The 15107-nt window shown below is 32.1% G+C and carries 13 protein-coding genes, 1 riboswitch and 1 other annotated feature; of the genes, 10 read left to right on the top strand and 3 right to left on the bottom strand.

The features are described from left to right. The first annotated feature begins 288 nt into the window (after positions 1-288). The gene (locus AABL52_RS14170) at positions 289-1467 is read left to right on the top strand and encodes a macrolide family glycosyltransferase (RefSeq protein ID WP_341517730.1); all 1179 of its coding nucleotides are present in this window, start codon (positions 289-291) and stop codon (positions 1465-1467) included. 49 nt (positions 1468-1516) lie between these two features. On the opposite strand, the gene AABL52_RS14165 is transcribed toward AABL52_RS14170, so the two are convergent. Continuing rightward, positions 1517-2200, bottom strand: coding sequence for an aspartate/glutamate racemase family protein (locus tag AABL52_RS14165; RefSeq protein WP_341517729.1), 684 nt, complete (start codon positions 2198-2200; stop codon positions 1517-1519). A 150-nt stretch (positions 2201-2350) separates the two neighbouring features. Continuing rightward, a riboswitch (SAM riboswitch) is annotated at positions 2351-2466 on the top strand. 140 nt (positions 2467-2606) lie between these two features. On the opposite strand from AABL52_RS14165, the gene AABL52_RS14160 reads away from it, so the two are divergent. From AABL52_RS14160 to AABL52_RS14145, 4 genes are all read left to right on the top strand, one after another. After that, positions 2607-3155 carry an ECF-type riboflavin transporter substrate-binding protein gene (locus AABL52_RS14160; RefSeq protein ID WP_340420072.1) on the top strand — a complete coding sequence of 183 codons (549 nt, stop codon included), beginning with the start codon at positions 2607-2609 and terminating at the stop codon, positions 3153-3155. 10 nt (positions 3156-3165) lie between these two features. Continuing rightward, positions 3166-4866 carry an ABC transporter ATP-binding protein gene (locus AABL52_RS14155; RefSeq protein ID WP_341517728.1) on the top strand — a complete coding sequence of 567 codons (1701 nt, stop codon included), beginning with the start codon at positions 3166-3168 and terminating at the stop codon, positions 4864-4866. Next, a complete protein-coding gene (locus AABL52_RS14150) occupies positions 4859-5659 on the top strand; it encodes an energy-coupling factor transporter transmembrane component T family protein (protein ID WP_340420074.1) in 801 nt (266 codons plus the stop codon). The genes AABL52_RS14155 and AABL52_RS14150 overlap by 8 nt, the downstream gene beginning before the upstream one ends. A 135-nt stretch (positions 5660-5794) precedes the next feature. After that, the gene (locus AABL52_RS14145) at positions 5795-5902 is read left to right on the top strand and encodes a YjcZ family sporulation protein (RefSeq protein ID WP_000120182.1); all 108 of its coding nucleotides are present in this window, start codon (positions 5795-5797) and stop codon (positions 5900-5902) included. Positions 5903-5994: 92 nt separating this feature from the next. Here AABL52_RS14145 and AABL52_RS14140 read toward each other — a convergent pair whose 3' ends face one another. Beyond that, a complete protein-coding gene (locus AABL52_RS14140) occupies positions 5995-7263 on the bottom strand; it encodes a HAMP domain-containing sensor histidine kinase (protein WP_340420075.1) in 1269 nt (422 codons plus the stop codon). Positions 7264-7349: 86 nt separating this feature from the next. Further along, complete coding sequence (locus AABL52_RS14135; RefSeq protein ID WP_000654520.1) at positions 7350-8231, bottom strand: serine/threonine protein kinase; 882 nt, start codon at positions 8229-8231, stop codon at positions 7350-7352. A gap of 139 nt (positions 8232-8370) precedes the next feature. Between AABL52_RS14135 and AABL52_RS14130 the strand changes: the two genes are divergently transcribed. The 5 genes from AABL52_RS14130 (at position 8371) to AABL52_RS14110 (ending at position 15075) form a co-directional block, all read left to right on the top strand. Further along, positions 8371-8862, top strand: coding sequence for a GrpB family protein (locus tag AABL52_RS14130; protein ID WP_341519722.1), 492 nt, complete (start codon positions 8371-8373; stop codon positions 8860-8862). A 147-nt stretch (positions 8863-9009) separates the two neighbouring features. Beyond that, a complete protein-coding gene (locus tag AABL52_RS14125) occupies positions 9010-9996 on the top strand; it encodes a zinc-binding dehydrogenase (protein WP_341517727.1) in 987 nt (328 codons plus the stop codon). A 249-nt stretch (positions 9997-10245) separates the two neighbouring features. Then, the gene (locus AABL52_RS14120; protein ID WP_001110135.1) at positions 10246-10845 is read left to right on the top strand and encodes an undecaprenyl-diphosphatase; all 600 of its coding nucleotides are present in this window, start codon (positions 10246-10248) and stop codon (positions 10843-10845) included. Between the two features lie 355 nt (positions 10846-11200). Beyond that, on the top strand, positions 11201-13339 hold the full coding sequence (locus AABL52_RS14115; protein ID WP_341517726.1) for a penicillin-binding protein: 2139 nt from the start codon (positions 11201-11203) through the stop codon (positions 13337-13339). A 173-nt stretch (positions 13340-13512) separates the two neighbouring features. Continuing rightward, positions 13513-13771, top strand: a binding site (T-box leader). Between the two features lie 65 nt (positions 13772-13836). Next, positions 13837-15075, top strand: coding sequence for an MFS transporter (locus AABL52_RS14110; RefSeq protein ID WP_341517725.1), 1239 nt, complete (start codon positions 13837-13839; stop codon positions 15073-15075). The last annotated feature ends 32 nt before the right edge of the window (positions 15076-15107 follow it).

Genomic DNA, 15107 nt, shown 5'->3' with positions numbered 1-15107 from the left:
CTATTTAATTGAATAAAATGGGTGAAATAATTCTATCAATTATTCACCTTTTATAAAATAAATCATATATTGATAGCATAGGACAAGCTGAAAAGCTTATTCTATCCTCACAGAACACTCCTTATCACGGTTAGGCATCTACTTATGTAGATGCTTTTTTTATGTTAATAACTGACAATTATTTATCAATCTTAAGTAGCAAGCATATTAGGACTATTAGGTGAAGATTGACGGTAATATTTACAGTATGATTAATAAGAGCATTGAAATGTAAGGAGTGAGAAATAAGTGCTAAATATTTTAGTGGTTAATTTTCCAGCAGAAGGACATGTAAACCCTACATTAAGTTTAGTCAAAGCCTTTACTGAACGGGGTGATCACGTACATTATATTACAACAGAACATTTTAGAGGCAGAATTGAAGATTTGGGAGCGACTGTATATACCCATCCGGATTTATTAAAGGAGATTTCTATTGATAATGAAACTTCATCTGGGCTGAATTCTTTCTTTCATGTACATGTTCAAACTTCTTTATATATATTAAAAATTACAAAACAATTATGTGAAAGAATAAATTTTGATTTCGTAATTTATGATATATTTGGTGCTGGAGAGTTAGTAAAGGAGTATTTACAAATTCCAGGCGTAGTTTCTTCTCCTATATTTTTAATTCCTCCAGAATTTTTAGAGACTTTACCTTTTCATCCAAATGCAGAAATACAATTTCAACCTGATGAACTTTCTGAAAAGTTATTATATCAAATAGAAAACGAATTTGGAGTAAAGCCCAAAAATAATCTTCAATTTATGCATAATAAGGGTGATATTTCGCTCGTGTACACAAGTCGTTATTTTCAACCTAATAGCGATGCGTTCGGAGAAAATAATATTTTTATTGGGCCAAGTATTTCAAAGCGTAAAACAAATGTAGAGTTTCCACTAGAATTACTTAAAGATAAGAAAGTTATTTATATTTCAATGGGAACACTGCTTGAAGGACTCGAACCATTCTTTAATACTTGCATTGATACTTTTTCAGATTTTGATGGAATAGTTGTAATGGCAATTGGTGATAGAAATGATCGTTCTAAAATTAAGAAAGCGCCAGACAATTTTATTATTGCTTCATACGTACCCCAATCAGAAATATTAAGTGAAGCAGATGTTTTTATTACACATGGTGGCATGAATAGTGTGCACGATGCTATTTATTTTAATGTCCCATTTGTCATAATTCCACATGATAAAGACCAACCAATGATAGCACAAAGATTAACTGAGCTGGAAGCAGCACATAGATTATTGAAAGAGCATGTTAATGTGCAAACTCTAAATGAAGCGGTAATAGACGTTCTTTCAAATGAAAAGTATAAACATGGTATACGAAAACTGAATGATAGTTTTTTAGAATGCGGTGGTTCAAAAGAAGCAATCGAAGTTATTAAAGCTCTTTTAAATAAATAGTTTGGGCAATATAAAAGCATAGAGATGCTACCTTTATGCTTTTATATTATTATCCCGCAAACTGCACAGCAGTATTTGCATGTATTAAAGCAGTATCAAAAACAGGTACAGTAAGGTCGTTTTGAGAAATAAGCAAAGGAATTTCAGTACATCCAAGTAATATACCCTCTGCACCATTTTGAATTAATGATTTTGCAATTTGTAATAGCTTTTCTTTGGATGATTCTGAAATAATTCCTTTACTTAATTCATTTAAAATAACATGATGTATAAAATCTCTATCTTCTTTAATTGGGATAATTGTCTCAATGTTATAATTCGCTAGACGAGATTTATAAAAGTCTTGTTCCATCGTTTGTCTCGTTCCTAATAGTCCGATACGTTTTATATTCTGTTCTACCACTTCCTTTGCACTTACATCACCGATGTGAAGGAGCGGTATTGATATTGCCTGTTCTACTTCTTCAGCAAATAAATGTACTGTATTGGAACACATTAATAAACATTCTGCCCCGGAATTTTCAACCTTTTTTGCAACGGTGACCAATTCGTTTTTCACTTCTTCATATTGATGATTTTGTAGTAAGGTAGTTACCTCACCAAAATCCATGCTATATAAAACAAGCTTTGCATTTTGATCGTATTGAGAGAGTGTAAGTGTATTAATATGTTTATAGTATAACGATGTAGATTCCCAACTTAGTCCACCAATTAAACCAATTACTTTCATCATATATACCTCCTGAAACAATTTTGAGTTCATTATTTCATAATTCCGATAAGAATACAATGATTTAAATGTGGCATTTAACAAAAAATAAAAATAATTAGAAAAGTGTTGATATTTATTCTTCTTAGTGCCATAATACGAATTACAAATTAATACTTATCCAGAGAGGTGGAGGGAACGGCCCTATGAAACCTCAGCAACCCCTATGTACATTTATAGGAAGGTGCTAATTCCGCAGAGGACACGATGTGTTTTTTGGAAGATAAGAGGATTCTTGAACGTGAAAGAAAATGACCTCTTATATAAGGGGTCATTTTTTTGTTGTATAGAAAGGGAGTGTCGATGCATAATTCATTTTCAAAATAAATATAGAGTAATAAAAGTTGACTAATATGAGAGGGGAATTGTAATGAACAAATTATCAACGAAGTTAGTAGTGGCAATCGGAATTGGAGCAGCATTATATGGGATATTAGGACTTTGGGGATTTTCTATTGCACCAAATACATTTATTAAACCTGCATTAGCTATTTTAACTGTTTTTGGAGCGTTATTTGGCCCAGTGGCAGGACTGTTAATAGGAGTTATCGGTCATACCGTAACGGATACAATCGCTGGTTGGGGTATTTGGTGGGGATGGGTTATTAGTTCAGGCATTATCGGATTTGCAATGGGACTCATACAAAAAAGAGTTGGCTTTAGTGTGAAAAACGGGACGTATAATAAGGGTGATATTTCTTATTTAGCTATCGCTGGATTACTTGGTATTGTCTTTGCTATTATATTTGCTGGTGCATTCGATATTATTGTGATGGGAGAACCGTTTGACAAAATTGTTATACAAGTATTAGGAGCAACAATTGCGGATGTTATTGTATTTTTAGTACTTGGGTTACCAATTACAATAGGTCTAGCTAAGTCTAATAAGAAACATACACATTTAAAAATTGAAAAGTAGGGATGTTAACATGCAACCAATTATATCTTTTGAACAATTTAGCTTTCAATATGAGCATGCGGCGCAGACTACTGTAAAAGACATTACTTTTCATATATATCCTGGGGAAAAAGTATTAATCGCTGGACGTAGTGGCTCAGGGAAGTCAACGTTAGCTCATTGTATCAATGGGCTAATCCCGTTTTCTTATGGGGGGATTAGCACTGGTAATATTTTAATTGCCGGAAAAGACCCGAGGAAAGGGAGTATTTTTGAACAGAGTAAACAGGTAGGAACAATTTTGCAAGATCAAGATGCTCAATTTATTGGTCTTACAGTAGAAGAAGATGTAGCTTTTTATTTAGAAAATGAATGTGTAAATCAAAACACTATGAAAAAAATTGTTTCAGATTCATTAAAAAAGGTAAAGATGCATTCTTTTCATAAACAAAGTCCACATCAATTATCAGGGGGACAAAAACAAACTGTTTCTCTAGCAGGGTTGTTAACAACGAATGCCGATATATTATTATTTGATGAACCTTTAGCGAATCTAGATCCTGTAAGTAGCTTACATACAGTAGAACTTATTAAAGGTATACATAAACAATATAATAAAACAATTGTAATTATTGAACATCGAATAGAAGAAATATTAAATCTAGATTTAGATAAAATCATTTTAATGGATGACGGGGAAATTGTTGCGATAGGAACTCCAGAAGAGATTTTAACGTCAAATATATTACCATCTATCGGCTTAAGAGAACCTATGTACATAGAAGGATTAAAGAGATTACCTTTTGGTGGTAATAATTCAATAATATATCCACTTGAAAATCTTCAAAGAGAAAATGTAAGTAACGCAATAACTGAGTGGATGGAGAAGCAAGTTTTTTGTAAAAGCACTCCTACAAACAAAGAATTATTGAAAGTAGAAAATTTGTCTTTCTCCTATCCTAATAAACAAAAAGTATTAGAAAATGTAAATTTCTCAATAAAAGAAGGGGAAATTGTAGCACTTTTAGGTCATAATGGAGCTGGAAAATCAACACTAGCTCATAGTCTTATAGGGATAAACAAAACAAAAAATGATAGGATTTTATTTGATGGAGTAAATATTAATTCTTGGTCTATTCGTAAACGTGGAGAGATTATATCTTATGTGATGCAAAATCCAAATCATATGATTACGCAACCCACTGTTATAGAAGAGGTTTCATTTTCATTAAAATTAAAAAAGGTTTCAAAGGAAGAAATTAAGCTTAGAGCGGAAGACACATTAAAAATTTGTGGTTTGTATCCATTTCGTAATTGGCCAATTCAGGCATTAAGTTATGGACAAAAAAAGAGAGTAACGATTGCATCTGTACTAACAACAAATCCGAAACTGATCATTTTAGATGAACCGACAGCGGGACAAGATTATTATCATTATAAACAGTTTATGTCGTTTGTTAAAAAACTAGCTGCAAAGGGAATATCTTTTATTTTTATCACACACGATATGAATCTCGCATTAGAATACGCAGATAGAGCAATCGTTTTACATGAAGGGGAAATTATTGCAAATAATACTGCGTCTATCGTATTAGGTCATTCAAAAACGTTACAAAGAGCGAACCTAAGGGAAAGTTCTTTATTCAAGCTAGTTAATTTTAGTGGAATTCCCTATCCTGAAAGGTTTATAGAACTTTATTTTGAGGTTACTAGGAGGGAGGAACATGTATAGTACATACTTTCATCGTATGGATGGAGCAGTGAAATTATTGTTATTTATTTTTTGTATGACGCTTACTTTTTTGTTTTTTGATTTTCGTATATTATTTATTGTATTTATGATTGGCTGTATCGGACTTCTAATTGCAAAAATTCCATTTCGTAAAATTTTAATTGTTTTTAGTGTTATATTTACATTTAGTTTATTAAATTCTGTCATGATTTTATTTATTACACCAACCCATGGGTCTGAATTAACTGAATCATATACTTCGTTTTTACATATCGGATATGCGACAATTACTTATGAAACGTTATTTTATGCGGCTACACTTTCATTAAAATATTTTACGTTATTACCATTTACACTTATTTTTATTTATACGACTGATCCAAGTGAATTTGTGAGTAGCTTAAGTAAATTTCGAATTCATTATAAGATAACCTATGCAATAAAAATTGCGTTACGTTATATACCTGATATTCAGTCCGAATATAAAGTAATTAAACATGCTCAAGAGGCGAGAGGAGTAGCTTTTGAAAAAGGAGAAGCAAGTTTATGGACTCGTATGAAAAACCGTGTCTTAATTTTCTGGCCTTTAATTATTCATTCACTAGAGAGAATCGATACAGTTTCAAATGCAATGGATTTAAGAGGATTTGGAAAGAAGGATAAACGTACGTGGTTTTATACAAATAAAGCAAAAAGTGGGGATTTCATTGCTTTATTTGTAGGTGTTTTTATTTTGATTGTAGCAGTATATTTAAAGTTACATGTATTTCAAAACTTTTGGTATCCATTTTAAAGCACTCTCAAATGAGTGCTTTTACTTATTTTTTTGTAGACATGCTCAAAAAAGGGATATTCACATAATGTATAATACGAACCAGTTAAAATGATCAACTACCTATTAGTTTTCAAACCAAAAGGAGGAGAAATTATGAGTTACGGTGGTTCTTGTGGTTTTGGTGGAGGTTTCGCTTTATTAGTTGTGTTATTTATTTTATTAATTATCGTTGGATGCAGCTGCTGGGGCGGAGGGTACTAATTTCTAATTAGTCTCCACAAATGTAAACTAAAAAAACATAGAAGATACTTATGTATCGAAACAAATAAAAAAGGAGCATAAATGCTCCTTTTTTATTTGTTTTCAGATGAATTCAAATTACATTTCGGCAATGTAATTGTCAAAGATGTACCTTTATTAATAACGCTTCGGATTTTTAAACTACCTTGCATCGTTTCAATGATCTTAACAGCAACCATGGTACCTAAACCTGTACCTTTCGTTTTTGTACTAAAATATGGTTCGCCAAATCGATTTATTTGCTCTTGTGACATACCACTGCCGCTGTCCTCAATTCGTATGATAACTTTATTATTACTAATAGATGAAGAGATATTTAAAGTACCACCATTAGGCATTGCTTCAATACCATTTTTTATTAAGTTTAAAAAGCATTGTTGAAAATGCTGTTTATTACCAACAATAGTCGCCGTAGAGAAATCTTTTGTAATATGTATTGTATTCATATTACATAATGGTAAGATCATATTAATAACTCGATTTAATTCTTGTTCTACTGAAATATGATCTAATTTTTCTGAAGCCGGTTTGGCAAACGTTAAATAATCATCAATAATTCCTTGGGCGTGATGTAACTCTTCAAGTATATGTTCAATATACTCGTCTCTTGATTCTGGAGTTAAATTTGGTGTTTTTAAAAGTTGAGTAAATCCTTTTACGACGGTTAAGGGGTTTCTTACCTCGTGCGATATACTAGCAGCGAGCTGGCTAACTATCTCCATTTTTTCCATTTTAATTAACTTCGATCGCATACCTACTGCATCTTTTAAAACTTCATTAAAGTAAATGACAAACAACATCAAAAAAGTTGGTAATAGTATGAAATAAATAATGTATAAATTATTCACTTCAAAATCCGATAAAGTTAATACAATTACAGTTGTAAATATTGCTAGAAAAAATGTTAAAAACATTCCATAAGCTACTTTAACTTTTCTATTATATTTATTAAATTTTGCGGATGCGAACGCTGTAATGATAAACATTGTGCCATAAACTAGTATTGTTAACATACTAAATCCATAAAATAAAAATCTTGTAATTAATAAAATAGCAAACAATATTATACCGACAGGGAAGCCACCATAAAGCGTACCTATTATAACTGGTATTTGTCTTAAATCATGAATACAATTTTCATCCATATAGATCGGATAGCGCATACATAAAATAAGAGGGATACTCGTACAAAGTATAATAAGTAGTTTTTTATATTTCTTTAAATAGCGCCCGCTATCATATATAAAATAAAAAATAAATATACTAATTAGAATGTAAAGAAGATTATTTAATACGTTTTGATTAATATATACAAAGTTCATAGTATGTGCCTCGTTATTTTGAATTTCCATTTCAAATCTATTATACATGATTATAGTAGAAACTTTTTGCGTTTAATAATATAAGTTTATATCTTTTTAGCATTAGCCACGTTTAGCCACTCTTTATAAAATGTTTCAACCGAAGCATATCGTTCAAGTCGGTTGTCATTTACAGCACGAAACGCTATTTCATATAACTCTTTACTTGCTTCCCATTTTGTAAAGGAGCGATCTTTTCCACCGCCTAAGAGCGCAAAAGCCATTGCCCCCATATTAAACACATTTGTTCTCTCGTCAATTATAGCGTTTAACTCAAATTCCTCTGGCGACATAAAACGCGAAGATCCCCATAGTCTTCCCATAGTATTTATATATGGTTTCTCATTGTATAAGTCTATATCACAAATCTTCGTCTCATTTGTATGAAAATTATATAAGATACTACCGTCATAAAAATCTATTGCTACATAGTTTTTCTTTTCGACAAATGTATGGAAAGAAAAAATAGAATTTAAGGATTGAATTCGTTCCATAATTGATAAATGTTTAAATTTGTAAAATGGAGAGCTTGGATTAGTATATTTTTCAGGAGGCGGAAAACTCCAGTGTGAATGAAGACATTCACCATCAAACCAATCAAAAATTAATACATACCCAGAGTGAACTGGAAAATGTTCAATTAGTTTTATAAGCGAATCGTGCTGTAATTCCTCATATAGTGGAACTGAATTTTTTAATTTTTCAATAGCGTCTTTCATTGTTCCTTCATATGCAAGTGTTTGTGCCCCTGCATATTTAATAAATTTCTTACGCCCATCTTTTTCTACACCAAAAGATAGATTGCCTGAATCTTGCTGGTCAAAAACAGCAAATACGTTTCCTAATTTCAATAGCCAATCAAAATTATGATGTTCTTTTAACTGGAATGTAACTTGATTCAACTGAATTTCAACTGGATTATCTTTCATAATATACCTCGCATTTATTATAATTAAGTTGTATATTTCAGTATTCGACATATTTTGTGAAAATCCTATGTTAATCACATGGAATTTTATAAATATAATAATAAATAATTATAAGAAGAGGGATAAAATGGAACAATAAATCGTTATTAAACCATATCAAAAAGACTGGCATGAAGAGTATGTAATAGAAAAAGAGAAATTTATTTCTTTATTCGGAGGAGATTGTATCGCTATTGAACATATAGGAAGTACATCCATAGAGGGATTAGGAGCGAAACCTCTAATAGATATGATGATTGGCGTAACTGATTTGCAAATTACCGAAAAGTGGATTGAAGCGCTATTAAAAATCGGCTATGAATATGTTCCAAAAGAAACACCTAATTGGCGTTTTTTTAGAAAGGGAAAATGGAGAGCTGGTACCCATCATTTACATGTTTATATATATAATAGTGAAGAGTGGAAGAATAACATTTTATTTCGTGATTTTCTTATGGAACATAAATGGGCACAGATTGAATATACAGAAATAAAAGAGAAACTTGCAGCTACATATCCGTTTGATCGTGCTTCATATACAAGTGCAAAAGCGCCATTTATTCTAAATATATTAGAGCTGGCCAAAACTTAAAAATCTCCTGCCTTTCCTGCATTATTTATAGGGAGGGATTTTTTATTTTGTCACAACGATATACATTATTTCTAATTATTGGAGGCAAATTCTTTTATTTATTTTGATATATCTAGTACATTGAAAATATTAAGGGGGAATGAAGCAATGAAAGCTATTGTACATCAATATAAAAAAGGGGTAGAAGGATTAGAATATAGATTGTCATCTGAAATAAATCCTAATGCTGGTGAAGTAAAGGTAAAGTTAAAAGCTGCAGGATTAAATCATAGGGATTTATTCATTATAAACAATAGAAAAGAAATGGATCTGCCGTTAGTAATAGGTTCAGATGGTTCAGGAATTGTTACAGAAATCGGAGAAGGCGTTTCAAATCATTTATTAAATAGCGAGGTTATTATAAATCCTAGCATTGGATGGGATAATATTGCCAAAGTACCTGAGTTACCAGAAGTGTTAGGTGGACCAAAAGATGGAACGTTTGCTGAATATGTTATTGTGCCAGCTGAAAATGTAGTGGCAAAACCGTCATATCTTTCTTGGGAAGAGTCTGGGGTTCTATCTTTATCGGCACTAACTGCATATAGGGCACTTTTTACAAAGGGTAGATTAAAGTGCGATGAACATGTTTTAATTCCGGGGATAGGCGGTGGTGTAGCGACATTTGCCATGATATTTGCAAAAGCAATTGGTGCAAAAGTAAGTGTTACTTCAAGGGTAGAGAGTAAAAGAAAGTTTGCCGAAACATATGGCGCAGACTTTTCTTTTAATAGTTTTGGAAATTGGGAAGAGAGTTTACGCGGGGAGAAAGTAGATTTAATAATTGATAGTATAGGTCCAGCAACATTCTTAAAATACTTTGATGTATTAAAACCAAATGGGAGAATTGTTAATTTTGGTGCAAGCTCAGGAGATAAAATTGAATTACCATTACGAGCATTATTTTATAATCAAATCGATATAATGGGAACATCTATGGGTAGCCGTGAGGAATTTCATGAAATGGTTAAGTTTATAGAGAGACATAAAATTAAACCAATTGTTGATAAAGTATATTCGTTAGAAGAAGCCATTCAGGCGTTAAGTCGTATGGAACAGGGAGAACAATTTGGTAATATCGCACTTCGTATGTAATAAAAATATGATTTCGCAACTAGTATATTTAAATAACTATGTTATATATTCTACACATAAAAAGCATATGATTCGTATTGTTTGAAAGGTTTTTCAGCTTTATACATAATTAGCCGTTATAATTAGTCTTACTATTGTCAAATGAGTACTAGTAAAATGAGAATTAGATGAGAAAAGTTTAAGCCCATTTTCATATTGATGTTGTATACTGTGTAAATCAAGAACGCTTTTATGTAAGGAGAGAGTATTATGAATTACACAGTATTTCAATGGTTTAATAATTTTGCTGGATTGTCTAAACTATTAGATACGCTAATGATTGCTATTACAAATAGTGCTGTATATGTAGCAATTTTGTTTATGTTTATCTTATGGTTTAATAATGGAAAGAAAGTCAATGCCATAAAAAAACAATACACAGTGTTATATACGACACTTTCAGTCATTATCGCATTACTAGTAAATGTTGTGATACATGCGGTATATTACCATCCACGTCCGTTTGTATCACATGATGTACATCAATTAGTGCCACATGCAGCAGACTCATCATTTGTTAGTGATCATTCTGTACTTGTATTTTCCATTGCATTTGTATTTTTACTTAGAGGAGAAAAACTAAAATATGTCGCTCTTATGTGGGCAGTATTAGTTGGTGTATCACGTATGTACGTAGGTGTTCATTATCCTCTAGATATACTTGGCGCTGCTTTCTTAACATTTATTACGAGCAGCTTAGTAATGCAAAGTACACGTATGTGTGAACCGATCGCGAGATTTGTATTCAAAATGTACGCATTGGTAGCAAAACGAATTCCTTTTTTAGCGAAATATAATCATATAGCTTGATTTTTATAAGTAACTATTTGTAAGTTTGTTTAAAAGTTCGCCTTTGGAAATCCAGAGGCGAACTTTTTTCTTGTGCACAAGAAAAGGACATATGCATTAAAAGATTGGTGAAAGAACAACTGAGTTAGCACCTATTAAATTTGTAGTCTATTATAAGTTAACTATTACATGACGGAATATTCTTAAATTTCACGCACCGTACTGTAAATAAAATAAAAGCAAAAACAATAGCTACATTCAGGACGATTTAAAGGAATTAAAAGGAAAAGTTCGAAACATATAGTATTGAAAGCAAAAACTACATAATTTATAGCACACTATCGCAGTAATGAATTGTGAAAGAAAGGGGATAAATATGCATAAACTTCAAACGAATAAAGGCGCGCGGTATTTTATGGTTGCTTTTATTGTTTTGTTTCTCATTATGCTTTTGCGTTTTTTCTATATTCAGGCAGTAGGAGTCTTGCATAATGTCAATGTAAAGGATCTAGCAAATGAACAACATAATAAAAATGGTGTTTTGGAAGCGAATCGTGGCACAATATATGATCAAGCTGGAAAAGTGTTAGTCCAAGATTCCACAACGTATCGTGTTGTTGTGAATTTAAAAGGAACAAATAAAGTGAAAAATAAAGATGAAACCGCAGACCGATTAGCTGATGCGCTTGAAATTGATAAAGAGGACGTATTAAAAAATTTTCATGAGGGACGCACGCAAGTTGAGATTGGAAAAGTCGGGCGGAATTTATCTAGAGAAGTAAAAGAAAGAATTGGAAAATTAAAAATTCCAGGGGTATCTTTTATGTCAGAAAAAGCAAGAGTGTATCCAAATGAAGATTTTGCATCCTATATACTTGGTTTTGCGAGACCAGACGATAAAGGAAATACAGAAGGAAAATTCGGACTTGAAAAGAGTCTGGATAAATATTTGCGCTCGACAAACGGGAATATAGAATATGTGGGAGCACCAAGAGGGATTCCGCTTACAAATGATATAGGGAAAATAGAACCAGCTAAAAATGGGAATAACGTATATCTTACGATCGATAAACAAATTAATAGTTTTTTAGAAGAAGCGATGAATAAGGCGCAAGAGCACTATGATCCTTCTATGTTAGTAGGAATTATAGCGGATCCAAAGACAGGGAAAGTTTTAGCAATGTCTAGTAAACCTAGTTTTAATCCTAATAAAGGTGATATCGAATATTTTTTAAATGATCCAATAGCAAATGCATATGAACCAGGTTCAACAATGAAAATATTTACGTTAGCTGCTGCAATTAATGAAGGGGTATATAACGGGAAAGAATATTTCCAATCAGGAAAATATTCCGTTGGTTCATCTGATATTAAAGATCATAATGGTGGATTTGGATGGGGATCTATTACATTTGATGAAGGCTTTGAAAGATCATCAAACGTAGCATTTTCTATTTTAGAAGATCAGCTATTGAAACCAAATAAGTTTAAGCAATATATGAATAAATTTGGATTCAATCAAAAGACCGGGATAGATTTACCTGGTGAAAGTAAAAATACTTTATTATTAGATACACAAATTCAACAAGTCACAACTTCTTTTGGACAAGGCTCTACAGTAACGCCTATTCAATTAATCCAAGCTGCTACCGCTATAGCAAATGACGGGAAAATGATGCAACCATATATCGTTGACAAAGTTGTAAATCCAATAAATAAACAAGTTATTATGGAAAATCAACCGAAAGAAACTGGGAATCCGATAAAAAAAGAGACAGCGGACAAGGTAAGAGACTTAATGGAGCGTGTTATTACATCTTCAAAAGGTACCGGTACAATGTATAAAGTGGATGGTTATCCAATAGGAGGTAAGACAGGAACAGCACAAATTCCGAATCCTGAAAATGGACGATATATGGAAGGAAAAGAAAATTATATTTTTTCATTCTTAGGAATGGCTCCGATTGATGACCCAGAGTTAATTGTATACTTAGCTATTAAGCAGCCAAAGTTAAAGGGAGACGAGTATGGAGCTCAGCCGCTCGCTGAAATATTTAAACCAGTTGTGAAAAATAGCCTTGAATATTTAAAGGTGAAACCATACACAGAAAAACAAATGGCTGATGCAACGAAAAAATCCCAATTAAAAGTACAAAATCATGTCAATCAATCAATGGATACAGTAGAGAATAATGTAAAAAAAGAGAAGTTCCAACCGATAATTTTAGGTGAAGGAAAAATAATAAAACAATATCCGCAGTCTGGTGAAGTAATGAGTGAAGGTGATCGTATATTTTTATTAGGAAGCAACGCAAAAATGCCAAACTTAAAAGGTTGGTCCATGCGTGATGTTATGTATTTCTCTAAATTATTAAAATTAGATTTAAAAACTACGGGTACGGGCTATGTAACAAATCAAAGCATTGAAAAAGGACAAGCTATACAAGAAGGAGATTCATTACAACTAGACTTAGAACCACCGTTACAACCGTTAGCAGAGGCGAATACAAATTAATTTCAACACTTTGAAGAGCCTAGATCCAATAGGTTCTTTTTAGAGTTATAAGTAATTTCACGCACCGTAATTTTTAGAAAAAATAATAAATAAGAAAATCAACAGAAACAGGTCGTTAAATATCTGATTATTTTTTATTTACAGTTAAAAATAATTGTGATAATATGGAAAAATCAAATGCAGTGAAGAGAAGAGTAAATAAAATGAATTTTTCACAGAGAGCTCCATTTAGCTGAAAAGGAGTAAAAATTCTTTATTGAACCAAGCCTCTGAGCAGCGCATCGGAACTTATTATTAGGGGATGGTGTGACGGGAGCTCCCGTTATAGAGCTATGGTATAAGCATGAATTACAATGCAGTACCTGATAAGGTTAATGTGGCGACATATTAACAAACTAGGGTGGCACCGCGATGATAAATCTCGTCCCTAAGACAAAAAGTCTTGGGGGTGGGATTTTTTTATTGTTTCAAAACAATTTGGAAAGCGGGGGCCTAAAATGAAAAACTTACTTAAAGATTGGAAATATCCTTTATTACTACTGTCCGGAGTTGGTATTGCGAATTTAGGAGCTTGGATTTACTTAATAGCACTGAATGTACTTGTCTATAATATGGGAGGATCAGCCTTAGCTGTAGCTACTTTATATGTAATTAAACCATTAGCCGCCTTATTTACAAACGCTTGGTCAGGAAGTATGATTGATCGTTTAAATAAGCGGAAGTTAATGATTCACCTCGATATATATCGTGCGGTATTTATCGCTATTTTACCTTTACTTCCATCACTTTGGATTGTTTATGTATTCGTATTCTTTATAAGTATGGCCAGTGCGATTTATGAGCCAACTGCTATGACGTATATGACGAAATTAATTCCAGTTGAGCAAAGACAACGTTTCAACGCATTACGTAGTTTAATAGGATCTGGTGCATCTTTAATTGGTCCAGCAATAGCGGGACTATTGTTAATAGCAAGTACACCAGAGTTTGCTATATATATAAATGCTATAGCATTTCTCCTATCAGGAGTAATTACATTACTGTTACCTAATCTTGATAAAAAATCCGATATTACTACATCAAATGACAAGTTATCTTTAGCTGTACTAAAAAAAGATTGGAACATTGTTTTAAATTTCAGTAAAAAATCTTTATATATCGTTTTTGTGTACTTCTTATTTCAAGGAATGATGGTTTTAACTGCCGCAAATGATTCACTTGAATTGTCATTTGCGAAAGAAGTTTTATTGTTAACAGATAGTGAATATGGCTTTTTAGTTAGTATCGCTGGAGCCGGGTTTATTTTAGGAGCAATAATAAATACAATTTTATCCAAAAAAATAGTGCCTTCATTTTTAATTGGAATAGGATCATTATTCATAGCAATCGGTTATTTAATTTATGCTTTTTCAAATGAATTTTTAATAGCTGCTATTGGATTCTTTATTTTATCTTTCTCTATGGCGTATGCAAACACAGGATTTTATACCTTTTATCAAAATAATGTCCCTGTCCATATCATGGGACGGATTGGGAGTATATATGGGCTTGTGATTGCGGGCATCACCATTTTAATTACGATTTTGTTCGGAGTTGCAACTCAATTTATTTCTATACAACTTGTGGTTATTGTAGGCTCATTGGTAATGCTACTTATTACTATCGTATTGTGTGTGTTTACTTTATTGCCATCACAGTCTAAAGTGCATTCCTCTGAGTCAATCAATTCAAAATAGTTCTCTTGGTTTTGATTTACTGTATTCAATAG

It is taken from the genome of Bacillus paramobilis, assembly GCF_038096195.1.
Lineage (GTDB): Bacteria > Bacillota > Bacilli > Bacillales > Bacillaceae_G > Bacillus_A > Bacillus_A mobilis.
This window is presented reverse-complemented; position numbering and strand designations above follow the sequence as displayed.